21 protein-coding genes are annotated in these 25,069 nt (G+C 61.6%); 4 read left to right on the forward strand and 17 right to left on the reverse strand.

Annotated features, from left to right (window positions below):
* Positions 1–14: 14 nt before the first annotated feature.
* From U5A67_RS36540 to U5A67_RS36575, 8 genes are all read right to left on the reverse strand, one after another.
* Positions 15–1,040 (reverse strand): amidohydrolase family protein, encoded by a 1,026-nt coding sequence (locus U5A67_RS36540; protein WP_321818148.1) that lies wholly within the window; start codon positions 1,038–1,040, stop codon positions 15–17.
* 31 nt (positions 1,041–1,071) lie between these two features.
* Positions 1,072–2,043 (reverse strand): ABC transporter substrate-binding protein, encoded by a 972-nt coding sequence (locus U5A67_RS36545; RefSeq protein ID WP_321818149.1) that lies wholly within the window; start codon positions 2,041–2,043, stop codon positions 1,072–1,074.
* A gap of 241 nt (positions 2,044–2,284) precedes the next feature.
* Positions 2,285–3,283 (reverse strand): LysR substrate-binding domain-containing protein, encoded by a 999-nt coding sequence (locus U5A67_RS36550; RefSeq protein WP_321818150.1) that lies wholly within the window; start codon positions 3,281–3,283, stop codon positions 2,285–2,287.
* A gap of 29 nt (positions 3,284–3,312) precedes the next feature.
* A complete protein-coding gene (locus U5A67_RS36555; RefSeq protein ID WP_321818151.1) occupies positions 3,313–3,840 on the reverse strand; it encodes a carboxymuconolactone decarboxylase family protein in 528 nt (175 codons plus the stop codon).
* Positions 3,841–3,897: 57 nt separating this feature from the next.
* Complete coding sequence (locus U5A67_RS36560; RefSeq protein ID WP_321818152.1) at positions 3,898–5,895, reverse strand: tripartite tricarboxylate transporter permease; 1,998 nt, start codon at positions 5,893–5,895, stop codon at positions 3,898–3,900.
* 117 nt (positions 5,896–6,012) lie between these two features.
* A complete protein-coding gene (locus U5A67_RS36565) occupies positions 6,013–6,867 on the reverse strand; it encodes an amidohydrolase family protein (protein WP_321818153.1) in 855 nt (284 codons plus the stop codon).
* 117 nt (positions 6,868–6,984) lie between these two features.
* Complete coding sequence (locus tag U5A67_RS36570) at positions 6,985–8,025, reverse strand: hypothetical protein (protein ID WP_321818154.1); 1,041 nt, start codon at positions 8,023–8,025, stop codon at positions 6,985–6,987.
* Positions 8,026–8,285: 260 nt separating this feature from the next.
* The gene (locus U5A67_RS36575; RefSeq protein ID WP_321818155.1) at positions 8,286–9,236 is read right to left on the reverse strand and encodes a LysR substrate-binding domain-containing protein; all 951 of its coding nucleotides are present in this window, start codon (positions 9,234–9,236) and stop codon (positions 8,286–8,288) included.
* Positions 9,237–9,491: 255 nt separating this feature from the next.
* Here U5A67_RS36575 and U5A67_RS36580 point away from each other — a divergent pair, with 255 nt between their 5' ends.
* On the forward strand, positions 9,492–10,508 hold the full coding sequence (locus U5A67_RS36580; RefSeq protein WP_321818156.1) for an ABC transporter substrate-binding protein: 1,017 nt from the start codon (positions 9,492–9,494) through the stop codon (positions 10,506–10,508).
* A gap of 50 nt (positions 10,509–10,558) precedes the next feature.
* Here the strand turns inward: U5A67_RS36580 and U5A67_RS36585 are convergent, their stop codons facing one another.
* Entirely contained in the window at positions 10,559–11,659 is a 1,101-nt protein-coding gene (locus U5A67_RS36585) for a porin (RefSeq protein WP_321959797.1), read from the reverse strand.
* On the opposite strand from U5A67_RS36585, the gene U5A67_RS36590 reads away from it, so the two are divergent.
* A complete protein-coding gene (locus tag U5A67_RS36590) occupies positions 11,652–11,795 on the forward strand; it encodes a hypothetical protein (RefSeq protein ID WP_321959798.1) in 144 nt (47 codons plus the stop codon). The two genes, U5A67_RS36585 and U5A67_RS36590, sit on opposite strands and share 8 nt — an antisense overlap.
* A 186-nt stretch (positions 11,796–11,981) precedes the next feature.
* Here the strand turns inward: U5A67_RS36590 and U5A67_RS36595 are convergent, their stop codons facing one another.
* The 8 genes from U5A67_RS36595 to U5A67_RS36630 all read right to left on the reverse strand — a co-directional run bounded on the left by U5A67_RS36595 (position 11,982) and on the right by U5A67_RS36630 (position 23,575).
* Positions 11,982–13,106 carry a porin gene (locus tag U5A67_RS36595; protein WP_321818158.1) on the reverse strand — a complete coding sequence of 375 codons (1,125 nt, stop codon included), beginning with the start codon at positions 13,104–13,106 and terminating at the stop codon, positions 11,982–11,984.
* A 174-nt stretch (positions 13,107–13,280) separates the two neighbouring features.
* Positions 13,281–13,709, reverse strand: a complete 429-nt coding sequence (locus U5A67_RS36600; RefSeq protein ID WP_321818159.1) for a GFA family protein — start codon at positions 13,707–13,709, stop codon at positions 13,281–13,283.
* Between the two features lie 70 nt (positions 13,710–13,779).
* Complete coding sequence (locus U5A67_RS36605) at positions 13,780–14,466, reverse strand: response regulator (RefSeq protein ID WP_321818160.1); 687 nt, start codon at positions 14,464–14,466, stop codon at positions 13,780–13,782.
* Positions 14,453–15,955 carry an ATP-binding protein gene (locus U5A67_RS36610; protein ID WP_321818161.1) on the reverse strand — a complete coding sequence of 501 codons (1,503 nt, stop codon included), beginning with the start codon at positions 15,953–15,955 and terminating at the stop codon, positions 14,453–14,455. The genes U5A67_RS36605 and U5A67_RS36610 overlap by 14 nt, the downstream gene beginning before the upstream one ends.
* Positions 15,956–16,016: 61 nt before the next feature.
* On the reverse strand, positions 16,017–17,525 hold the full coding sequence (locus U5A67_RS36615) for an efflux transporter outer membrane subunit (RefSeq protein WP_321818162.1): 1,509 nt from the start codon (positions 17,523–17,525) through the stop codon (positions 16,017–16,019).
* Positions 17,522–20,764 carry an efflux RND transporter permease subunit gene (locus U5A67_RS36620; protein WP_415768175.1) on the reverse strand — a complete coding sequence of 1,081 codons (3,243 nt, stop codon included), beginning with the start codon at positions 20,762–20,764 and terminating at the stop codon, positions 17,522–17,524. Before U5A67_RS36620 ends, U5A67_RS36615 begins: the two co-directional genes overlap by 4 nt.
* 17 nt (positions 20,765–20,781) lie before the next feature.
* Positions 20,782–21,909 (reverse strand): efflux RND transporter periplasmic adaptor subunit, encoded by a 1,128-nt coding sequence (locus U5A67_RS36625; RefSeq protein ID WP_321818164.1) that lies wholly within the window; start codon positions 21,907–21,909, stop codon positions 20,782–20,784.
* A gap of 241 nt (positions 21,910–22,150) precedes the next feature.
* On the reverse strand, positions 22,151–23,575 hold the full coding sequence (locus U5A67_RS36630; RefSeq protein WP_321818165.1) for an MFS transporter: 1,425 nt from the start codon (positions 23,573–23,575) through the stop codon (positions 22,151–22,153).
* Positions 23,576–23,811: 236 nt separating this feature from the next.
* Here U5A67_RS36630 and U5A67_RS36635 point away from each other — a divergent pair, with 236 nt between their 5' ends.
* On the forward strand, positions 23,812–24,333 hold the full coding sequence (locus U5A67_RS36635) for a 2,4'-dihydroxyacetophenone dioxygenase family protein (protein WP_205986365.1): 522 nt from the start codon (positions 23,812–23,814) through the stop codon (positions 24,331–24,333).
* The gene (locus U5A67_RS36640; protein WP_321818166.1) at positions 24,330–25,067 is read left to right on the forward strand and encodes an SDR family NAD(P)-dependent oxidoreductase; all 738 of its coding nucleotides are present in this window, start codon (positions 24,330–24,332) and stop codon (positions 25,065–25,067) included. Before U5A67_RS36635 ends, U5A67_RS36640 begins: the two co-directional genes overlap by 4 nt.
* Positions 25,068–25,069: the final 2 nt, after the last annotated feature.

The raw sequence follows: 25,069 nt of genomic DNA on the forward strand, positions 1-25,069 counted from the left end.
AGCCGGGGCTGCGTTTACAGACCACGGGCCTTGAGATGCGCATCGAGGCGCGGATAGACGCGGCGCGCGTTGCCTTCGAAGATCGCGTGGCGGTCGGTGTCGCTGAGCGCTTCGCAGGCGTCGATATAGCGCTTCGTATCGTCGAAATACTCGCCGGTATCCGGATCGCGGCCACGCACCGCGCCGATCATTTCCGAGCCGAACAGCACGTTGCTGGTGGGCACGACCTTGGTCAGCAATTCCACGCCCGGATGGTGATAGACGCAGGTGTCGAAGAAAATATTGTTCAGCAGCCCTTCCAGCGGCCGGTCCATCATTTCCAGCGACATGCCGCGATAACGGCCCCAGTGATACGGCACCGCGCCGCCGCCGTGCGGAATCACGAGACGCAGCGTCGGGAAGTCCTTGAACACGTTGCCCTGCAGCAGTTGCATGAAGACCGAGGTATCGGCGTTCAGGTAGTGCGCGCCGGTGCCGTGATGGCACACGTTGCACGAAGCGGCGACGTGAATCATGGCGGGCACGTCCAGATCGCAGAGCGCCTCATAGAGCGGATACCATTCTCGGTCCGTCATCGGCTTGCCGGTCCAGTAACCGCCGCTCGGATCGGGATTCAGATTGCAGCCGACAAAACCCATTTCCTCCACACAGCGGCGCAGTTCCGCGACCGAGTTCTTCGGCGGAGCCAGCGGCGATTGCGGCAACTGGCAGACCGGCACGAAGTTGTCCGGATAGATATCGCAGACGCGCCGCACGAGGTCGTTCGACACTTCGGCCCATTCGAGGCTGGTGCGTTCGTTGCCGAGGTGGTGGCTCATCAGGCCCGCGATGGGCGAGAACAGCGTAAGGTCGCCGCCGCGTTCCTTTTGCAGACGCAACTGGCCGTTGCCGACACCTTCGCGGATGTCGTCGTCGCTCACGTGAGCGCCCGAGAGCGGCGGCGCATTGGCGGGGTCGTTGGCGGCGGCAATCTGTTTGGCGCGCCAGTCGCGGAACGAGGCAGGTACGGTCGTAAAGTGACCGTGGCAATCAATGATCATTGTTGTCTTCCATACGGCATTCAGGCGCGCATCAGGCGCGGGGATCGACGAACAGCTCGTCCATCGACATGCGGCGCGGCGTGAGGCCCTGCTTGAACGCCGTGGCTTCGAGTGCTTCGATGGTCCTGCGGTTTTCCTCGATGCCATACGGCAGCGGATCGTGGCCGACGATCTTGCGCAGTTCCAGATATTTCTTGTTCTTTTTGTCGGTCAGCTCGCCTGCGTCGAGCTTCGCCAACCAGTCCTTCTTCGCCTTGTCGAACGCGTCGTAGATCGACTTCGCGACCCACGGATGCTCGGCCAGCACCGAATCCTTGACGACGATGGTGCCGTGCATCGGATACACACCAGTGCGTGCGTAGTATTCGGCCTCCAGTTCCGCGGCGTTCGGGAACATATCCGGATAATCAGCCTCCACTTCCTTCCAGCCGCCCGTGGGGTCGCCCGTGCGGCCAATGCCTGCGTTCCCGTGAAAGCCCGCCACGAGTTCGCCCTTCGCCATCATGTCGGCCAGCGAGGTGCCGGCCGGCGCGTGGATGACGTTCGGCGGCAGTTGCAGTTGCGTGACGTGCTCTTCGTCGTCGACCACCCACGTCACCTTCGACGGATCGAGGCCGAATTCGTCGATCAACACCTGACGCGTCCACGCGCCGGTCGTCACCGAATAGGCGCGAACGCCCACCTTCTTGCCTTCGAGATCCTTGGGCGTCTTGATGCCCGCATCCGGACGCACGAGCAGGCCCGAATGGTGAAAACGTCGGACGACAAAGATAGGCAGCGCGACGAAGGGCGCGCCATAAGCGCGAGCGATGATATAGGTGGTCGGCGCGAGTTCGCAGACATCGAATTCGACGTCGCGAACCATACGGCGAAATGCGCCGATCTGCGGATGCACGGTGATGAATTCCGCGTCCACGCCTTCGATGGGAATCGAGCCGTCACGAATGGCGGCGGTGTGCGGGTGCTCGGCGATGGCGAGCTTCAGATGAACTTTGCTGGACAATTGAGTCTCCTTTGACTTGAACGATCGGATCGACCTGGCGTTCATCGTTGCCCCTTTAAATCTGCATCTAATTGGGACAATTGAATCGGGCGTTTCAGGTGATCTCGTTGATGAAATGATCTTTCCGCGCCACTTTTACGTCTATTGAATTAACCTGCTGCCGACTTAACCGATTGGTAAAACCTCGGGCGCGAAGAGCTTGTGCACGCAGCCCGAATGGCGCGCGAGGTTGAGCGGATAGCTAAGCGTCCGCAGGCGGGCGGCCCGCTTTCTGCACCGCCGCTACCGGGCGCGGCGCTGTCCCCTGGCCCGTGCGCAATCGCTCGGCCGCTTCTTCCAGACACGACAGCATCAATTGCGCACTGGGCGTCAAGCCGCGATTGCGATTCCACAGCACGCCAGCCGGTCGCAGTAGCCGCGGCAGACTCAAGGGCAGCGTATGCAACGGCTGAGCGTTGTCGCCCGCAGGCGTACCCGCCATCACGGCAATGAAATCGGATATCTGCAGATGCGCCCGTGCGACGTGCACCGAAAGCGTTTCGATGTAGTTATGGGTCAGCGGCACATCGTGCGCTTCGAGCGCGCGCTCCAGCGGATCGCGCAGGATCGAACCAAGCGGCGGCAAGATCCACGGAAACGGCCGTAAATCGGCCCATGTGAGCGACTTTCTGCGCGCAAGTGGATGGTGCCTGCCGGTCATAAGTGTGACCGGCTCCTCAAGTAATTCCTTTTCTTCGAAACTGCCGAGCGTGTCGGGCGGCGGCAAGCGGCCCACCACGAGATCGAGACGGCCCTGCCAGAGATCGGGCAAGAGCGACGCAGTGGTGCCTTCGGTCACCATCACGTTGGTTCCCGGCGAGCGCTGCTTGAGCAGACTGAGCGCTTGCGGCAACAGCACGGAAGCCGAAGCAGGCAGCATGCCGATATGGATCTTGCCCTCCGTGCCGGAACTGAGCGCCTTGAGTTCGTCACGCGCCTGATGCAGGATGGTCAGCATTTCTCGCGCGTGGCGAATGAGGCAATCACCGTATTGCGTTGGCACCAGTCCTTGCGCCGTGCGCGAAAACAGCGTGAGGCCCATGCCCCGTTCGAGTTCGGCCAGCGACTTCGAAACAGCGGGCACCGTCACGTGCGTGACGTCGGCCACCTGGGTTAGGTTGCGGTAGGTGTCGATCGTCACCAGCAGGCGCAGATGGCGCGCCTTGAGGTTGATCTGCAGGTACCAGTCGAGAGCGGACACTTTGTGTACCTCCGCGGGTTACGGCGAGGTCAGTCTTTCGGTTCGAGCGCGTGCAAGGTCATGCCCAGCGAAATCGACGTGAAATAGCCCACCGTCACGAGCAGTTCCGCAATCACGGCGCGGCCCAACACGGCGTCGTAGCGCGCGAAACGCGTCTCCTCGATTGCCGCGCCCGCGAGAATGTCGCTCACCGCTGCGCACAGCGCGCCAAAGCGGTCGTCGCCCGCTTCCGGACGGCGCTTTGCCAGAATGGCCTCCACCACCGCTTCGGGTACGCCCGCTTTGAGCGCGTGCCGACGATGATTGGCGATCACATACGGCGCGTTCCAGAACACAGCCGTCGCGAGAATCGCGACTTCGCTTTCCGCTTCGGTCAGCACGGGCGAGCGATCGACATGGGTGCCGATAATTTCCATTCCGGCGGCCAGATTCGGGTTATGCAGCCAGATATGGAAGGGTGTGGGAATCCTTCCGCGCCCTTCTCCCAGGCGCGCAATAACCTTGTTCTGTTCGTCCGAGGCGGTTTCGGGATCGATGCGTTCGATTCGGTTTGTCATCGTTACAGCTCCTTCATTAATTCGTTATGCCAATCAAACTGCTGTGTCGTTCGATCGTCAGAAAAGACTGCTCGGCCAGGGAATATGGATAATCTGGTCGAATACACCGTAAATCAGTGCAGTTACGCAGGCGGCTAGAATCAGACTGAGCTTCCACGATTCGCGCCCTTCGATCCGCATATACGCCACGATGACGATCGGCACCGTGGGAATCATGCCTATCACGGACATACACGCCAGAAACCCCACGAACCAGCCGAAGAATCGCGCCGCGCGCGTCAGCGTGACCGCGTTCGGCAGTTTCTCCGCGTGGTCGCCCGACACATCCATATGGATGCCGTTGCCCCCCGCTGCCTTGACCGGCACGAAAAACACCTTGTAAAACAGGCTGATGGACCCGGCCACGACCAGGATGCTCGCAATCACGGTGGGCCCGATGCGCGCCATCAGCAGCCAGCTTTGCGCCGACACCAGCATGTAAGCGCCAATGCCGATGAAGAACACGTAGACGAGGTCTTCCGGCTTGAAGTCGATCTTGCCGCTAGGCCGAAAACGGGCCATGCCGCCCACGCGCAATGCGTTGAACAAGGGCTTGAAAAACACCAGCGCGGCGAGTGCGAGCAGCACCATGACCACTGGCCGCGTGACCCATGCCGTGCCGTAGCGCACGAACGAGATCGTCATGTAACGCTCCATCAGCACGCCCAGCACGAGGCCGAGAATCACCGGCGGACGCGCCCATTTGAGGCGCTTCATGGTCCAGCCGATCACGCCCGCGATCAGCAACACAAAGAGATCGCCCCAGCTACGCGAACCCTGAAACGCGCCCACGTAGATGATCGGCATGATGACGGGCAGGATCAGCGTATAGCGCAGCGTCGAGACCTTCGCGAATTGCCCGCTGAGCAAAAAGCACAGACCCGCGCCAAAGATATTGGCCAGCGCGATAGACCACACCATCGAATAGGTGAAATCCAGATGCTTGGTGAGCATGTCCGGGCCGGGAATAAAGCCGTGGACCATCATTGCGCCCAGCAAAATTGCCTGCGCCGCGCCGCCTGGCACGCCGAATGAAAGCATCGGCACAAGGCTGCCACCCTCGCGTGCGTTATTGGCCGCTTCGGGCGCAATGACGCCGCGCACGTCGCCCGTGGTGAACGACTGCTTCGCGTCCTTCGATGTCTGCAAGGCATGGCCGTAGGCAATCCAGTCGGTCACCGCGCCGGTAATGCCCGGTACCACGCCGAGCAACGCGCCCAGCCCACCGCAACGCAGCACCAGGAACCAGTTGCGCAGGCTATCGCGCACGCCTTGCTGCATGCCTTTGCGCGAACTGAACTGCACGTTTTCGGCAATCGCGGTGCGACGGATCGCGAGTTCGCACAGTTCCGGCAGCGCAAAAATGCCGAGAATGATCGGTACCAGCGGAATGCCATCCTGCAGATAAAGAATATTGGCGGTCCAGCGCATTTGCCCGGTTTCGACATTGGTGCCGATCATGCCGACCAGAATGCCGAAGCAGGCCGCCACCACGCCGCGCAGCGGCGCATTGCCCGATAGCGCCGCGACCATCGAAACGCCGAAGATCGTCAAACCCAGCATTTCCGGCGTGCCGATGGACAGCACGAAAGGCCGCACCAGCGGCAACGACACCGCCAGCATGACTGCGCCGATCAAACCGCCCAGCAACGAGGATGTATAGCAGGCGCTCAATGCGCGCGAGGCCTCGCCGCGTTTGGTCATCGGTAAGCCGTCTAGCACCGTTGCCTGCGAAGCCGCGTGACCCGGCACGCCGAACAACACGGCCGGAATCACGTCCGAGGTCGTGATCACGGACGCCATGCCCAGCAACATCGCAAAGGCCGCATACGGGTCCATCGTGTAGGTGAACGGCACCAGCAAGGCAAAACCCGTCAAGCCACCGATGCCCGGCAGCAAACCGATCGCGAGGCCAACCATGACGCCGAAGACCAGGAAGATCAGCCGGTTGAATTGCAGTATCGTCGACAGCGCATGGCCCGCTGCCATTAACGTTGCATCGTTGAAGAATTCCATGCGTCATCCTGATGAAGAAGCGACCCCGGCGATTGCCTGATGCAAATCGACCGGGCTGCGAAGATCGGGTATGGGTCAGCGCATAACGCCACGTTGATACCCGGTCGTTCGACGAAATCAGTCAGCGAGTGACGGATAGAGAACCTTCGCCGTGCGGCCCCAGACCCACGCGCGCTCTTCGTCGCTGAGCGCCGCAAAACATGCGTTGCCCTGCTCGACCAGCGTCTTCAAGGGTCCGGCAGATGCCGGATAGTTCGAGCCAAACGCCAGATGGTCCGCGCCGAATACTTCGACCAGCTTCGCGAAAAAGGGCTGGGCGCCGCCCGGCGAGTTTTGCGCGAGATCGAAGGTGCGCGGCGTGATCTTCATGTACACGTTGTCGTATTTCGCGAGCTCGAACAGCCCGGCACAACGCGCATACGGCGGGCCGTCTTCGAGATCGGGACGTGCGCAGTGATCGAGCGCGATCCTGACCGAAGGAAAGCGTTCCGCCAGTTGCGCGACCATCGCCAGGCCCTCGGGTGTCGTCTGCACCGCCATCGTCATACCGATTTCCGCGCAACGCTCCCAGATCGGAAACGTCGCCGGATCGACGAGCCAGCTGCTGTCGCCTTGATGCGTCGCGCCGCCCGTGAACAGGCGGATGCCGCCCATGCCATTGGCGAGCCAATGATCAAAGGTCTTCAGCGCGTCGGGCGCCATCAGATCGAAAGAATAAACGCCGGTGAAACGCTTCGGCTGCTGCGCGACGCTATCGGCGACATACGCGTTGTTGTGACCGTAGGTTGTCGACGAATGCACAATGGCCGCTTTTGCCACGCCCGCTTCGTCCATTTCGGCGAGCATCTGCTCGAACGTGACCGGTCGCGTGGCCGACCATTTGGAGCGGTGGCCATGCTGCGGTGCGATGGGGTAATGCACCGTATCGGTCGAAATAATGTGCGGATGAATATCGATGATTTCGGGTGTCATGAGATTAACCTCTCGGTAATTGGCGGTCACTCACCCACACGAGGTGCATGACTGGCGCTGTTTCGGAGTAAGGCGCACTTGCGCGAACGGCATCGCATTCGCGCAGGCGCACTGCGATCAGTGAGAACTGAAAATAAGCTTGCGGGCACTGTCGATCTGCGGCGCGGGCGTGGCGTAGAGCTTGCTGACGATCTGCTCCACCGCATTGCCGGCGATCGGGTCGATCGGATAACCGGAATGCTTCATCGCATCGATAAAATCAGGATCCTTGATCGTTTTATCGAATGCCGTACGCAGCGCATCCAGCCGGTCCTGCGGCACCCCTTGCGGCACCGCAATCGGGCGGCCCGCGTCGAACGGCAGCAGGAACAGGTTGAACAGCGCCTTGACGTTGGGATCGGTGATAAAGGTGCTCAGATTCGGCGCATCGGCGAACGGCGCGGGACTCGTCCAGCCCAGATGCAGCAGCACCTTCATCTTGCCGTTGGCCAGCAGGCGCACCGGTTCGCCCTGTTGCAGGCCGTCGAGCGTGGAGGCCCAGCCGTCGACTTCGCCGCGCTGCATCGCCAGATATACTTCACCGCGGCCCGTGTAACCCGGCACGATGCGCATTTTCGCGCCCAGATATTCATCGAGCAGCGCGGGCAACGTGCGGTCTTCATTGGCGAAACCCGTTGCGCCCACATACATCTTTTTGCTGGTGAGATCGCTCATCGACGTGACGCCGGATCGCGTCATGGACACGATGCAATACTCGACCTTATTCAGGCTGCCCAGCCAGCGCACCTTGCGCGGGTCGAAACGGTTCTGGCGCGGATCGAGCAGCGGAATATAGAGGTTATTGCGCTGTAGAAAGCCAATCACGCTGCCATCGTCCGGTTGCCGCGTCTGCAGCGAGGCCGCGGCAACCATGCCGCCCGCCCCCACCACATTCATCACCACGGCGCGCGGCTTGCCGGGAATGTAATTGACGAAGAAGCGCGCGAACTGCCGGGCGATGATGTCGGTCGGCGTACCCGCGTCGGCGCTAACGACGATCGTGAGAATCTTGCCGTGATAAAAGTCTTCGACCGATTGGCCAAAAGCGGGGCCGGTTATTGCCATTGCGGCAATACCGATCAACGCCGCGCACGTACGTATTGCGGTCATCAACTTCATGCTCGTACCTGTCTCCGGTCATAATCCGCGATTCGCCTTTAAGGCCATCCAGCAGGCAAACCGCACCGCGCCGGCCGTGAATCGCTTTTGTCTACGTTCGTTGATTCAGTGAACGCAGGGACATTTTTCGCCGCGCCGACCATAGGGGTCAATTGAGAAAATTGGCCCGGGGTTTGAGCAAATGGTTAAGGCAAGACGAGGATCAAGACGGGAGACGGTGCGCAGACCGATTGCGTGAAACAGAAAATCGCAGCCGGCGCCTAGGCGGCAATCCGGTTCTTTTTAGCGAGCCGCGCGGCGGCCTCGTCGAGGCATGCAACCATCAGTTGCGCACTGGGCGTCAAGCCGCGATTGCGATTCCACAGTACACCCGCGGGACGCAGCAAACGGGGAAGGTGCAACGCCAGCGTATGAAGCGGTTGTGCAGGGTCGCTGGCCGGTGTATCGGCCATCACCGCTATAAAATCCGACACCTGCAAATGCGCGCGCACGACGTGAATGGAAAGGGTTTCTATGTAGTTATTCGTCAGCGGCACGCCGTGCGCTTCCAGCGCGCGCTCGAGCGGATCCCGCAGGATCGAACCGGGCGGCGGCAAGATCCACGGATAGGTGTGGAGATCGGCCCATTTGAGGTTTTTCTTGCTCGCCAGCGGATGATGGCGGCCCGTGACAAGCGTGACCGGATCTTCGAGCAACTCCTTTTCTTCGAAACTGCCCAGCGTATCCGGCGGTGGCAAGCGGCCTACCACGAGATCGAGACGACCTTGCCAGAGTTCGGGCAGCAGGGAGCTGGTCGTGCCTTCGATCACGACCACATTGGTGCTGGGCGAACGCTGCTTGAGCAGGCTTAGCGCCTGAGGCAACAACACGGAGGCGGAGGCCGGCAACATGCCGATATGCACCTTGCCTTCAGTACCCGAACTCAAGGCTTTCAGTTCGTCACGGGCCTGATGCAGAATCGTCAGCATGTCGCGCGCGTGGCGGATAAGGCAATCGCCATAGGGCGAGGGAACCAGGCCCTGCGTCGTACGCGAAAACAGCGTTAAACCCAGCCCTTTTTCCAGTTCGGCCAGCGCCTTGGAAACGGCTGGCACGGTAACGTGGGTCACATCTGCCACCTGGGTCAGGTTCCGGTACGTATCGATCGCCACCAGAAGGTGTAAATGCCGCGCCTTCAGGTTGATTTGCAGGTACCAGTCGAACTCCGACAACTCGTCACCTTTCCCGGTTTTACCAGTTCGTTAAGTCTAACGCCTTTTTCCTCAATTGCCGGGCCGACAGACCACTGGCACGATCACGCTGCGCGTAGTGACGCCGCGATGAGCGGCTTTCAGCCAACACGACGTCCTCCCCCAGGGTAGATGCGCAAGAATCGACCCCGGGCGCAGCGATAACAGCCCTAGCCGTTGTAGCAGTCATAGCAGCCATAACAATGTGCCGATTCATCCGGCACGCGGAGAGCGTGAATGTCCCAGTATTCCAGTCGTCGGCATTTTCTACGCAGCGCGGGCCTTCTCGGTCTGAGCGTTGCGGCTGGCGCATTCACCTCGCCGTGGCTGGCGCGCGCCGCCACGGCGCCGATACGCATCGTCAGCAATCCAGGACTGGAGAACGCTACGCTCAATGCACTCATGAGTGAAACCGGGTTTTTCCGGAAATTCGGCGTCAATGCGCAAATCGTTCAGATACCGGGTGTCATGGGTCCGTTCGACGCGATCGCCACCGGTGCGGGCGACCTCTGCATGGTATCCGGGTACAACCTGGTGCTGTCGCGTATAGCGCAAGGCGCGCCGGTGAAAATCGTCGGCGCGGGTATGAGAAAGTGTGCGTTGACGGTTTTTGCGCGGCCCGATGGCACCAAAACGCTCGCCGACCTGAGAGGGAAAACCGTTGCCGTAGGCCCGGCGCGCGGCCTGCTGCATGCGCTGATGCTGCAACTCCTGAAGGAACGCGGCATCGATGCAATGCAGATTCGCTTTGTCGATAAAGGCAGCAACGACGCGTGCCATGAAGCGGTGGTCAATGGCGAAGTCGATGCAAGCTGTTCGAGCATTTCGCATCTCAACGATCAGGACGGTCTTGTGGTCATTAACGACGGCAATATGTGGGACGCGCTGCCGCGCTGTATTTTTCAGACCGCCTATGCCTCCGATGACGCGATCCGCCACAAGCATGACGATATGGTTGCCGTGATGGCGGCCTACGGCGCACTTTACGAATTCCTGATGTCGCCCGCCTCGCACGAGGCATTCCTCGATGCGCGCCGGCATGCGCAGAAAAAATTCGACAGAGCTTCGGCGCAAGCCATCTGGAATTTCAACGAAACGCAGCGGCCTTATTCCGCGGATCTATCGCTTACGCGCGACGACATTGGCTATCTTCAGGACATGTATATCGGGCTGGGCAGCCTCGATCGCAAACAGGCTTTCGACGATGTCGCCGATATGTCGGCGGCGCACGCGGCGGCGAAATTAATCGCCTGATTCGCCGATGGCCGGCTTGATGTCCGGCCATCGGAAGACAGCAACCCGCCTTAGAACGTGTGCCGGATACCTGCGATCACGGAGAGCTGCGATCCACCAACGGGCGGCGTGGCAGTGGGCGTGATGGTGGTAGCGGGAAGTGCCAGCGTGCCGTCGTTATGAATATGCTCTGCGGTCAGATAGAGCAGCGTGCTTTTCGACAAAATATATTCGCCGCGCAATACGAATACGAGCGCCTTATTGGCAGAATGATCGTACTGCAGATGCGCCACCATGCCATCCATATAAAAATACGGCGTGACGGGAACGGTGCCGGTCACCCAAAACAGATTGCTTTTCGGCGTTGCAATGCCCTCGTCGTCGCGGCGAATCCAGCCAACCCCAAACTTCGCCCCCTTGACCTTGAAATAGCCGCCCAGCGTGAAGCGGCTATCGGTGAGTTTGGGCGAGGTCAGCCCGCCCCACGTGGCCGACGTGCCGCCATAATTGCGCTCGTAGGAACTCGCCACGCCCCAGTTGCCGCCGTCGTATTTCATCATTGCGGAGTATTCGCGGCATTCGTTCGACGGAACCGTTTCACCGGGGCAATTCGAGGCGACAGAGCTATTGCCTGCCACGGCATCGCGCCCGAAGCTGTAGTTCACGCCGCCTTCCAGCGCGCCGAGAAAAAAGCGGTAACTCACGGAATTATCGGCGCGCGCGTTGGCAATGCCATTATCCAGCGTAGTGAGACCTTGTGCGCCCGTGCCAAACGGATTGATAAACGAAGTGGCGAAAAAGCGCATCGTGTATTGCCGCCCAAAAGTGAGTCTGCCGTATGGGCTGTCCAGCCCCACGTAAGACTGACGACCGAACAGGCGGCCGCCCTGGCGCGATACGCCGTTATTGGGCTGGAAACCGCCTTGAAGATCGAAGATGGCCCGGGTGCCGCCGCCCAGGTCCTCGCTACCGCGAATGCCAAAGAACGAGGTGGCGGTGCCGTCTCCTTCGCGAAACGCGCTTGTGGTGGCGTTTTTGCCCTTTGCGACGTTATTCACGTATTCCAGGCCTTGATCGATCAAGCCGTAGAGCGTCACTGAACTGGTGCCAAACGGCTGAAAGCTGGCTGCGCTGCCACTATCGGCCAGTGCACAGGTGGGCGCAATGCTCATCAACGCCGCGCCGGCGCAAATTGCGGATCTGCACTTCATGATCGTCGCTGTCTCCATGTGTCGGATCACAATGGCTCGTGCAGCTTGCCGGCGTGGCGCGCTGCATCGGCGTAATCCAGATTTGATTTATTTGTAATGCACCGAAATTTTGCCTGTGCACGGCCACAGGTCCATTGAGAAAAATGGCTGACCGTTTGAGCAATTGGTTAAGCCATGCGTTGACTCGAATTCGCACTGATTCGCGTTCAATTCCCGCAAACGAAAAAACGCAACCTGCGCGGGCGTGCGCAGGTTGCGTTGCCGAACGAATATCAGCGGTGCGCTAGAAACGATGCCGGATGCCCGCGATGATCGACGTTTGCGAGCCGCCGCCAGGCGGCCCCACCACGGGAATGATGGTGCTGGCCGCCAGCGCGAGCGAGCCGCTGTTCTTGATGTGCTCGCCGGTCACATAAAGCGCCGTGCTTCTGGAAAGCGAATAGACTGCGCGCAACACAAACATCACCGCCTTATTGGGCGATTGATCGTATTTGAGCTCCGCCACTTCGCTGTCGAACGAGAGGAAAGGACTCACGGGCACGGTACCCGTCAACCAGAACAAATTGCTTTTGGGCGTCGAAATCCCTTCGTCATCGCGCCGGATCCAGCCCGCGCCGAAGCGCGCTTCGCGAACATTGAAATAGCCTCCAAGGATAAAACGGCTATCCGTGAGTTTCGGCGATGTCAGGCCGCCCCAGGTTGCCGAGGTGCCACCGTAATTGCGCTCATATGCGCTGACGATGCCCCAGATCCGGCTTTCATATTTGAGCATCGCGGACCATTCCCGGCATTCGTTCGAAGGCGATGTCTCGCCAGGGCAATTGGTTGCAACCACGCTGTCCCCGTCGACCGCGTCGCGGCCAAAGCTGTAATTCACGCCGGCTTCGAAATCGTCGATGTGATAGCGGTAGCTGACCGAATTGTCGGCGCGAGGATTGGCAATGCCGTTATCCAGCGTAGTGAGCCCTTGCGCGCCGAAGCCGAACGGGTTGATCGGCTTGATAGCATAGGCGCGCATGGTGTATTGGCGTCCAAAGGTCAGGCTACCGAGATCCCCTGCGAGTCCGACATAAGACTGCCGCCCAAATAAGCGACCACCCTGACTCGATGCACCGTTGCTCGCCTGGAAACCGCCTTCCAGATCCCAGATGGCGTGGAGGCTGCCGCCCAGATTCTCATTGCCGCGTATGCCAAAGAATGAAGTGTCCGTGCCCCAGCCCGTGCGCACGCTGCTGGTCGTGCCTTTGCCGGACGCCTGCCCTGTGATGTATTCGACACCTTCGTCGACCGAACCATATAGCGTGACGGTATTGTCCGCGCCCTGGATCAGGGGCGGCGAAACGCCGGCCCACGCAGGCGAGGCGCCCATCAACGCCGCGCAGATAAAAATTGCGGACCTGTACGTCATGGCCGTTCTTATCCTCATAGTGTAAGACGCAATTCGCCAGCGATTTTTGCCGCGCCGATGAATTGCGTTGTCTCCGTTTGTCGGGCGATTTTGCCAGCGCACCGTCGAACGTCTATTGAGAAAAGTGGCCTGCGACTTGAATGAATGGTTAAGAGGTGAAGCTCAGCAAAAATGCTACTGCCCGGCATCGAACCGCAGTGTCCCCGCCAGCCGCGGCGGCCCGCCCGTGTCGGACGGATGATTGACGCCGTCCGACACGGGCACTTCGGCGAAATCGAAAGGACTCACGCCGTCCAGACACGCCACGTTCACGCCAAACAGATTGGGATTTGAGCGACGCTGAAGATGCGTGGCAATCCCGCAACGCGAACAGAAGAAGTGCTGCGCGACACCCGTATTGAAGCGGTAGCTCGTCAGCATCCCTTCGCCCTGAAGCACGGTGATCCCGCCCAATTCCGCCGTCACGACGACTGCGCCGCGCATCCGGCAATAGGAGCAATTGCAGCGGCGCACCGAATTCAAACCGTCGCTCAAGGTCGCTTCGAAACGCACCGCGCCGCAATGACACTGCCCGGCCCACTTCTTTGTATTGCCTTCTGCCATGCCCGCGTCTCCTTTATCCCTGACGACAGGATTGAAATACTCAGCCCTGCAATTAACTCCGAAACAAGCCCTATAACGCCAGCCGGAATCCCGCGCCATAGACCGACTGGATCACATCCTCGTCCGGTGCGATCGATTCGAATTTGCGGCGAATCTTTTTGACGTGACTGTCGATGGTGCGGTCCTCGACGATGCGGCCATCGGGATACAGCTGGTCCATCAGCGCATCGCGCGAAAACACGCGGCCTGGCCGCGCTGCGAGCGTCTTGAGCAAGCGGAATTCGATCGGCGTGAACTCGACCGTCACGCCGCGAAAGGTCGCCTGAAAACATTCTTCGTCCAGACTGAGCGGCACGCTTTCTGGCGCTCGCTCAAAGCGCGAGCGGCGCAAGATCGCCTTCACGCGCGCCACCAGCTCCAGCAGGCTGAAGGGCTTGCAGATGTAATCGTCCGCACCCAGTTCAAGGCCAATCAGCCGATCCACTTCCTCCACCTGCGCCGTCACCATGATGACCGGCACTTCGCTGTACGTGCGTAGATCGCGGCAGATATCGCGGCCATCGCGGCCCGGCAGCATCAGGTCAAGCACGATCAGACCCGGCATCTGGCGCTTCACTTCGCCAGCCACGGCGAGTCCATCGCTCACGCCGCGCGTTACATAACCCGCGGCCTGCAAAAAATCCGCCATCAGGCTAGCGAGTTTCGGTTCGTCTTCGACGATCAGAATATCGATCGGTGTTTCGTTAGTCGCGCTCACTTCGGTTCCTGGCTGCTGTCCTGATCAATAACGGCGTTGTGCTGTCCTTCGCCGCGCCGTCTTTCCAACGCGGCAATTCGATGGCGATGCGCAAGCCGCCTTGCGGCGCACGCGCCGCATCGATGTGCCCGCCATGCGCTTCGACAATGCCGCGACAGATCGGCAAGCCAAGTCCCGCGCCGCCGGTCGCGCGGCTGCGCGACGCCTCCACGCGATAAAAGCGCTCGAATAGCGATGGCAGATACGCATCGGCCACGCCCGCGCCGTTGTCGTCGAATTCGATGCGCACTGTACTCGCATCCTCACGCGCGCTCACGAATACCGCACCGCCGCAATCGACATAGCGCAGCGCATTTTCAAGGATATTCGTGAAGACCTGCTGTAGCCGCCGCTCGTCGCCGCGTACCCAGAGCGGCGCATCGGGCAGATTGGCGTGCAGCGTCAAGCCCGCATCGCTCAGGCGGCGCGCGCCGCGGCGCAGCGCCGCTCGCAAGGTCTCGCACACATCGGTCTGTTCGTGGTGATAACGCAGCGCGCCCACGTCGGCGAGCGAAAGATCGTAGAGGTCGTCGACCAGCCGGCTCAGGCGTTTCACCTCGCCGCCCAGCGAGCGCACCGCCTCGACGCTCACAGGCCGCACGCCCACTTCAATCGCCTCGATTTCGCCGCTCATCACCGCAAGCGGTGTGCGCAGTTCGTGCGAAATATCGGCGACCAGCGCGGAACGCATGCGCTCGGTGCTTTCCAGCGTCTGCGCAAGGTGGTTGAAATCGCGTTCGAGCTGGCCAATGTCGCCGCTCGATACCGTCGGCACACGCGCGCTCAGATCGCCGCCCGCGAGCGTGTGCGTGGCGCTGGCGATGCGCCGCAACGGCGAGGCCAGCGCGCGCGCCATCCACAAGGTCGTGAGAATCGCCAGCAGCGTAGCGGCAATCGCGATGATCCAGCTCGATTCGCGCTGGGTCTTCTGGAAGCGCAGATCGCCCGCTTCGGTGGCGCGCTCGAACGGCACCATCAGCAACCAGCCCACGGTCTTGCCGCTCACCACGATGGGACGGCGCGGCGAGCTATCGGCAAACGACGGATTGCCGAATACGTAATGGCCCTGGGCGTCGAGCAGCGTGAAGCGCGTGTTGGTGCCGATCAGCGACGACACCGGCAGGCGCGGCAGCGGCGCGTGGCTCGACACCGGATACGAGGCGGGCGCGTAAGGCCGCATGATTTCGTGCCAGAGACTGCGATTCTCCAGCAGAAAATTCCAGCTACCGTGATCGCGATACGCCATGCCTAGCGGCCCGACGCTCGATTCGAGCCGCTTGATTTCCTGATGCTCCAGGTAGCCGAGAAAACCGCGCTCGAAGCTGATCTGCGCGCCCACGGCCATCGCGCCGATCACCAGCACATTGACGACGAGCATCGCGGCAAACAGCTTGCCGGTGAGGCTCGAGCGTCGGATCGCGTGTATCGCGCGGGTCAGCACTGCTGGCATGTCGTTGCCTGGCGTCCTTGTGACGGGAATCGTGCGGTCATGATACCCGTCGCGGCGGCGCTCAGCGGCTGGCCGCGGCGGCGTGGCTGGCGGCATGCGCGTCGTCCGCCTCCACGCCACCGCCCAGCGCCGCATAGAGCGTGATCAGGCTCGTTTGCGCCGAGAGTTGCGTGGCCACCAGCGATTGCTGCGCGCTATACAGCAGGCGCTGCTCGGTCAAGGCATCGATCAGGCTGTCGCTGCCCTGCTGGTAGAGCGCCATCGTCAGGTCGTAAGCGTGCTGATCGGCCTGCACGGTGCGGGTCTGGGCGTCGAGCTGCGCGTCGATGGTCGCGCGCGTCGCCAGCGCGTTCGCGACTTCCTCGAAGGCGGTCTGGAGGGTCTTCTCGTAGGTCGCCACGTCGATCTTGAGCGTGACCTTGGCGGCGTCGAGCGTCGCGCGGTTTTCGCCCGCATTGAAGATCGGGATCACCGCTGACGGCTCGACCGACCAGTTGCGGTTGCTACCCGTGAACAGCTGCGCGAGCGCGGGACTTTCGAAACCCAACGCCGCGGTCAGGCTGATGGTCGGGAAGAAGTTCGCGCGCGCCGCGCCAATGTCGGCGTTATCGGCTTTCAGCGTGTGTTCGGCGGCCAGCACGTCGGGGCGGCGTTGCAGCACGGTCGACGGAATGCCCGCCGGAATCGTCATGATGCTGGCGACGGGATCGACCTGCGCGTCGGGCAGATCGGCTACCGGCACAGGTGCGCCCACCACGAGATCGAGGGCATTGCGCGCCTGTTCCACCGTCGTCTGCGCCTGGGCCACGGCATTGCGCGCGGACTGCAGGCTTGCCTGCGCCTGTTCGACATCGAGCGCGCTCGCCGCGCCCAGCCCATGCTCACGATCGACCAGATCGAAAGTGCGCTGCTGGCTTGCTTCGGTTTCTTGATCGATTACCAGCAGGCGCTTGTCGGACGCAAGCGTGAGCCAGTCGCTCGCCACATCGGAAACCAGGCTGATCTGCGTGCTACGGCGCGTTTCGATGGTCGACAGATAGGTTTCCAGCGCCGCCTGGCTCAAGTTACGCACGCGCCCGAACAGATCGAGTTCGTAGGAGGTGAAGCCTAGATTGGCGCTGTAGATATGCGTAGTCGTGCCGCTCGCGGCGGTGGTGCCAGAGGATGAACCGGAGTCTGCGCTGCGCACGGAAGTGGGCGTGCGCAGCGCTTCTTCGGAGCCGCCCAGATCGATCTCGGGGAACAGCGCCGAGCGCTCGATGCGGTATTCCGCCCGTTCTTTCTCGATGTCGAGAATCGCAATGCGCAGATCGCGGCTATTCGACAACGCGAGCGCAATCGTGCGTTGCAGACGCGCATCCACAAAGAAAGTGCGCCAGCCGATATCCGCGGCCAGCGTCTGTTCGGTCTGCCCGGTCAGCGAGACCGCTGGTCCCGTGGACGACGCAGCATCGGGCCACGCCGCCGGCACCGGCGCAGCGGGCCGCCGATACTGCGGCGAGAGGTCAATACACGCGCTCAGCGCCACGACTGCCGCGCCAGCTGCCATCCAGTTGAGTACGCGCCTCATGCTGCACCTCCATTCGCGGACAACGAGTACGCCTCGTTCTCTTCTGCCTCCTGCGAAGCGTGTTCGTGCTCGCTCACCTGCGCGCCGGTCGAGCCGGAATCGTCGGCGGGGGCATCGGCGCCGCCCGGACCGCGCGGCCCGCCTGGCGCGGCCCCCTTGCCGCTCAACTTGCGTACCATGAAATACGAGAGCGGCGTGAAAAAGATCGCCAGCAGCGTACCCACCAGCGTGCCGCCGAACACACCCGTGCCGATCGACTGGCGCGCCGCCGCGCCCGCGCCGCTTGCCACCACCAGCGGCGCGACGCCCAGCAGAAACGCCAGCGAAGTCATCACGATCGGACGAATGCGCAGCGCCACGGCCTGTTCGATGGCCTTGAGCGTGCTCGCGCCCTGCTTCTCCAGCATGGTTGCGAACTCAACGATCAGGATCGCGTTCTTCGACGACAGCCCCACCGTCACCAGCAGTCCCACCTGGAAATACACATCGTTCGACAGCCCGCGCAGGCTTGTGCCGAGTGCCGCGCCAAACACGCCCAGCGGCACGATCAGCAGCACCGCCAGCGGCACCGACCAGCTTTCATAGAGCGCGGCAAGACACAGGAACACGAACAGCACGGACACGGCGTAGAGATACGGCGCCTGGCCACCCGACAACTGCTCCTGATACGACAGCCCCGTCCACGCGTAGCTGATGCCCTTGGGCAGCTTCGCAACCAGTTGCGCCATGGTCTGCATCGCCTGGCCGGAGCTCACGCCGGGCGCGGGATCGCCAACGATCTCGAACGACGATTGCGCGTTATAGCGGTCCAGCTCCGGCGGCCCGAAGGTCCAGTGCGAAGTCGCGAACGCGGAGAACGGCACCATCGTTCCGGCGGTATTGCGCACGTACCAGTTTTCCAGCGCTTCCGGCGACATGCGAAACGGCGCATCGCCCTGCACGTACACCTTTTTGATGCGCTGATTGTCGAGGAATTCGTCGACGTATTCGCCCCCCAGCGCGTCTTCCACGGTCGTGTTGATATCCGCGGGCGCAAGGCCCATCGCGCTGGCCTTGCGGTCGTCGATATCGAGCGAGAGCTGCGGCGTATCGGCCAGTCCGTTAAAGCGCACCTGCCGCACGATGCCGCTGGCGTTGGCCATCTTGATTAGCTTGTCGCGCGCGGCGGCCAGTGCCGTGTGGCCCAGATTGCCTTCGTCGACCAGTTCCATGTCGAAGCCCGAACTGATGCCCAGCCCGCGCACAGTAGGCGGCTGCAGCACGAACACCTTGGCGTCGCGAATCTGCTGCGAGAGATCGCGCGAAGCCTTGGCGACAAAACCCTGCGCCGTGTCGTTCACCGCCGTGCGCTGGCTCCAGTCTTTGAGCTTCACCCACATCATACCGACGTTCTGGCCGTTACTGCCCACCGCATAACCGGCGACGTTGAACACTTCAGAAACGGCCGATTGCTTGAGCAGATAGTCTTCAACTTTCGCCATGGTCGCTTCGGTGCGCTCGCGCGTCGCGCCCACGGGCGCGGTCACGGTGACCATCAGCACACCCTGATCCTCGGTGGGCAGGAACGAAGTGGGCAGGCGCACGAACAACAGCCCCGCGCCCAGGACCAGCAGCGCGTAGACGATGATCGCCGGCTTGCGGTGATGCAGCATCCTGTCAACGACGCGGCGATATTTGCCGGTCGAGGTGTCGAAGCCGCGATTGAAGCTGCTGAAGAAGCGTCCCTTGGGTTTCTCGTGGCCGTCCTTGAGAAGGGTCGCGCACAACGCGGGCGTGAAGGTCAGCGCCACCACGACGGAGAGCGCCATCGCCGAGACCACCGACACCGAAAACTGCCGGTAAATGATGCCGGTCGAGCCGCCGAAAAACGCCATCGGCAACAGCACGGCGGAGAGCACCATCGCAATCGCCACCAGCGCGCTGCTGATTTCCGTCATTGACTTTTTGGTGGCGTCGCGCGGCGAAAGATGCTCTTCCGTCATCAATCGCTCGACGTTTTCCACCACCACGATCGCATCGTCGACCAGCAGCCCGATCGCCAGCACCACGCCGAACATCGTCAGCATGTTGATCGAATAGCCGAACACGTCGAGGATGCCGAAGGTGCCAAGCAGCACCACCGGCACCGCAATCGCCGGAATCAGCGTGGTGCGCAGGTTCTGCAGGAACAGAAACATGATCGCGACAACCAGCACGATGGCTTCCGCGAGCGTCTTCACCACTTCCTCGATGGAAGTCGTGATGAACGGCACCATTTCGTAGGGGTATTCGACCTTCAACCCCGCCGGAAAGCTCGCCGCGTGCTTGTTGAGGAAGTCGTGCACTTCCTTGTCGACCTGCACTTCGTTCGCGCCCGGCGCGAGTTGCAACCCCAGACCCGAAGCGGGCTTGTTGTTGAAGTTGGTTTCGACCGTATAGGCCTGCGGGCCGAGCGAGACGCGCGCCACGTCGCCAAGCAGCACCTGCGAGCCGTTGGTTTCGGTCTTTAGCACGATGTCGCGGAACTGCTGTGCGGTGGTCAGGCGGCTGCGCGCCGTGATGGTCGCGTCGAGCTCCTGGCCCTTGACCGCAGGCGTATTGCCGACTTCGCCGGCCGCCACGTCGTTGTTCTGCGCGTCGATGGCGGTCACGACATCAGACGGCATCAGCGCGTATTTCTGCAGCTTGTTCGGATCGAGCCAGATCCGCATGGCGTATTCGTAGCCGAACTGCTGCGCCTGACCCACGCCGGGCAGTCGTTCGATCTGTTCTTCCAGATTGCTGTAGAGATAATCGGCAATGGCCGACTTGCTCATCTTGCCGTCTTCGGACACGAGGTTGAAAACGAGGAAAGTATCGGGCGACGCCTTGCGCACAGTCACGCCGCTTTCCTGCACTTCGGTCGGCAAGAGCGCGTTGGCCGATTGCAACTGGTCTTGCACCTGCACCTGGGCGGTATCGGGATTGGTGCCCGCCGAGAAGGTCAGCTTGATCGAAATATTGCCCTCGGAATTCGCCGAGGACGACATGTACATCAGATTGTCGAGACCGACCATCTGCTGCTCGATCACCTGCACCACGGCGTCCTGGTTCGTCTGCGCAGACGCGCCATTATAGGTGGCCGTGATCTGGATCGTGGGCGGCGCGATGTCGGGATATTGATCGAGCGGCAACTGGGTAATCGCGAATGCGCCGGCCAGCGACACGAGAATCGCGAGCACCCAGGCGAACACCGGGCGGTCGATAAAGAAATGAGCGATACGCATGCACTCGCCCCTTAGTTCGCTGCGGGCGCAGGCGACGCGGCCGACGACGACGCGGCGCTATTCGTATCGGCGGCGGCTTCCTGCTCCGATGCAGGCGCTTCGACCGCCTTCACGGGGTCGCCGATACTGACGAACTGCGATCCGGCCACGACGATGCGCTCGCCCGTGGCGAGGCCGCCCGTCACCACCCATTCGTTGTTGTTCGCAGTACCAGCCAGCATCAGCGTGCGCTGCTCGATCTTGTCCTGCGCGTCGACCACCAGTGCCGTCGCGTTGCCGCGCTGATCGTGCGCCACCGCCTGCTGCGGGACCAGAATCGCATTCTGGTTGACGCCCTGATCGATCACCGCATGCAGATATTCACCGGGCAGCAGCAGCTTGTCCGGGTTCGGCACGATCACGCGCAAGGTGATGGTGCCCGTGGTCTGATCGACGCCCACGCCCGTGAATTGCAGCGTGCCTTCGTGCGCGTAGGTCGTGCCGTCTTCCAGCGTGATCTTGACCTTGGCGTTGCCGTTCGCGTCGGTCTTGTACGCGCCGCTCGCGAACTTCTTGCGCAGCGCGAGCACGTCCGTACTCGATTCGGTCACGTCCAGGTACATCGGATCGTAGGCGTAGATGGTGGCGAGCGCCGTGGTCTGATCGGCCGTCACCAGCGCACCCGGCGTATAGGCCGACGCGCTGATCGTGCCCGTGACAGGCGCGGTCACGCGTGTGTAGCCCAGATTGATGCGCGCGCTTTCGAGCGCGGCCTTATCGGCGTCAATGGTGGCTTCGTCCTGCTTGAGCGTGGCTTCGGCCTCTTCGAGCGCTTCCTTGCTGATCGCGTCGATGGCGGCGAGCGAGCGGTCACGCTCGGCAATCGGCTGGGCGGAAAGCAGCGCGGCCTGGGCTTTTTCGAGCTCGGCTTTATCGGCGTCGTAGGTCGCTTGATAAAGCGCGGGGTCGATCTGGTAGAGCACCTGCCCTTCGTGCACCACGCTGCCTTCGGTAAACAAGCGCTTCTGGATCACGCCGGTCACCTGGGGCGTCACCGGCGAGGTCAGGAACGACGTGGCGCGCCCCGGCATCGACGACGATTGCGCAAACGCGACGGTCTTGACCGTTTCCACGGTCACCGTCTGCACTTTTTTCTGCACGCTTTTTTGCTGCTGCGAACACGCCGCCAATGCACAGGTCAGTAACAGAACGCCCGTGCGCCGACGCGCGGAAAGCCGGATTTGCATCATGTTGGCCTCAATACTGTGAGCGCGGTCCACGCCCGATTGCGGCATTATGCAAATCAAATTCGCAAGAAATTAGGATGGCCGGGAAAGCGCATCTTTTGCATGGACGAACGGTTTCATATGACGCGAGAGCAGGCCAGTGCTAACCAGTCGGTCAGGTCGAACGCGTGATGAAATGGTCGGCAGCGCCTTTTGGAAGACGAACAGCATCGAAGATGCTTGCGAACGCAACCAGCCCGATCAGTACGAACGCCAGCCGATACTCGATTCCACTGCCATGCCAGTCGGCCCGAAGCGCAACAAAGTGACCAAGCCGCACGCTTAGCGCGCCAAGCGTAATGCCAGCCGCCATCGCGATTTGCGAAGCCGTGTTGAAGAGACTATTGGCATCGGACATGCGCTCTTTCGCGACATCCGCGTAAGCAATCGTGCCGAGAACGGTGAATTGCATCGAGCGCGTCATGCCGCTCAGGAACAGCAGCAGCAGCGTGATCGGCACGGGTGTATTACGTTGCAGAAACGCGCATGCGGCAAGGAAGATCGCGCAGAACACGCCGTTCCAGAGCATGACCGGCCGATATCCGAAGCGCTGCAGTATAGGCGTGGTGAGCGACTTCATTGTGAGATTGCCCGCGAACACGGCGAGCACGAGCAAACCGGAATGAAACGCGTCGTAGCCAAAGCCCACCTGGAACATCAAAGGCAGCAGAAACGGCGCGCTGCCGATTGCCATACGCGCCAGCGAACCGCCCCGAAGCGCTGCGCGAAAAGTTGGAATCGAGCACGCAGAGAGATCGACAAGCGGAGCACGCGAACGCAATAAATGGCGAACCGCTAACACAAGGATTGCAACGCCGCTGGTCAGCATGCCGAGCGTGATGGCGTCGATTCGCGCGTCGGCGCGCTCGAGACCGGTCAGTAAAATGAATGTGCCGAAGCCACTAAGCAGGAATCCTGACCAGTCGAAGCGACGCTCGCGCGCTTCCCGCGCATCCGGAATGATGAAGTAAGCAATCGCCAGTGCCACCAGACCGATCGGCACATTCAGATAAAAGATCCAGCGCCAGCCAAAGTGTGTCGTGATAAAGCCGCCAACCGGCGGCCCGAGCACCGGCGCGATCAGCGCGGGCCAGACCAGCGACTGCATCGCCGCCATCAGCCGCTCCTTTGGCGTGGAGCGCATGACGACGAGTCGACCCACCGGCACCATCAACGCGCCCGCCACACCCTGTACCACGCGCAGGATAACGAAGCTCACGAGTCCATTCGACAGCCCGCATAACGCTGATGTCAGCGTGAACAAGGCGATCGCGAACGCAAACACGCGGCGTGCGCCAAAGCGGTCGACCACCCATCCACTCGCGGGTACGAACACGCCAAGCGCGAGCAGATAAGCACTCACGCCGATATTGAGCGCGACCGCCGTGGTGCCGAACGAGCGCGCCATCGCCGGCAGCGCAGTGGCAATCACGGTGCCATCGAGAATCTCCATGAAGAGCGCCCCGGTGACGAGAATCATGATCGCCCGCAAGCGGGCTGGCGTGGGTGCGTGGGTATCGGCGGGGAACGGACGGTTCATGCGGTGAATGAGCACACGCGAGCGCGAAACCTGCGGGGGGCGCCTGCGCATCACTTCTGGATGTCGAAAAACATATCTTACGATAGTTTTGAGAGTTGCATCAGCGGGACGCACGCTGCGTCTGAAGTCATGCCTGGGGCTTACCCTGGCATTGACCACGTTCCATGATCAAGATCAAAATTAACCATATCGTGGACTTTATGTCCATATTATGGACGAACAACAAGGAGCCCTACATGCCAGATCAGGACTTTTCGCCGATGACGCCCTATCAACTGCCGTTCCCCAAAGACGCGCAACAGGAGATCGTCGTGCCCTCCGCCATTCCCACGGACGAACGCGTCTGGGTGCCACAAGCCGAAAACGTATGGTTTCGCCCGCTCTGTCTGAACCGTTCGCAGGGTTACTGGATGAACCTGCTGCGCGTGCGCAAATCGGGCGTCCTGAGCCGGCATCGCCATCCGCAGGCCGTTCACGGCATGGTGCTCAAGGGCCGCTGGCGCTATCTGGAACACGACTGGGAGGCGACCGAAGGCAGCTATGTGTTCGAGCCGCCGGGCGAAACGCACACGCTCTACGTGCCCGACGACGTCGAGGAAATGATCACCTACTTCCAGGTGAACGGCGTGATGTTCTACTGCGATCCGTACGGCAACTACACGGGCTACGAAGACGTCTTCACGAAGATCGACATGTGCCGCAAGCACTATGCGTCGGTGGGTCTGGGCGAAGACTACGTGGACCAGTTCATCCGATGAGCGCCGCCCGCTACGATTTCGCCGGATGTGTGGCCGTCGTGACGGGCGCGGCGGGCGGCATCGGCCGCGCAATTTGCGACGCCTTCGCGGCATCCGGCGCACGCACGGTCAACTGGGACCGCGTGTCCGGCGAGACGGCTTCGCCTCACGCTCCGCGCCACGTCGCCGTGGACGTCACGCGCCCGGAAACGGTCGAAGCCGCATTGGCCGCCACGCTCAAGGAATTCGGCCGGATCGACTTCCTCGTCAACAACGCGGGCTTCGCGGGTTCGACCGTGCCGCTCGACGCCTATTCGCCCGCCGAATGGCAGCGCATCGTCGAGGTGAATCTGCTCGGCACCTATCACGTCTGCCGGCATGTCGTGCCCGTGATGCGCAAGACCGGCGCGGGCCGCATCGTCAACGTGGCCTCGCTCGCGGGTAAGGAAGGCACGCCGAATGCCTCGGCCTACAGCGCGGCCAAAGCCGGTGTGATTGCGCTGACTAAATCGCTCGGCAAGGAACTCGCGCAGGCGGGCGTACTGGTCAACGCGATTGCGCCCGCGGCCGTGGACACGCCGTTGCTCGCACAGATGTCGCCCGCCCATGTGCAGACCATGATCGACAAGAGCCCGATGGGCCGTCTGGGCACGGTTGAGGAAGTCGCCGGGCTTGCACTTTGGCTCTGCTCGGATTCCTGCTCATTCAGCACGGGCGCGACTTTCGATCTTTCGGGCGGCCGCGCGACGTATTAGGT

Origin of the sequence: Paraburkholderia sp. J69-1, assembly GCF_905220255.1 — a bacterium.
In the GTDB taxonomy this organism is placed as follows: domain Bacteria; phylum Pseudomonadota; class Gammaproteobacteria; order Burkholderiales; family Burkholderiaceae; genus Paraburkholderia.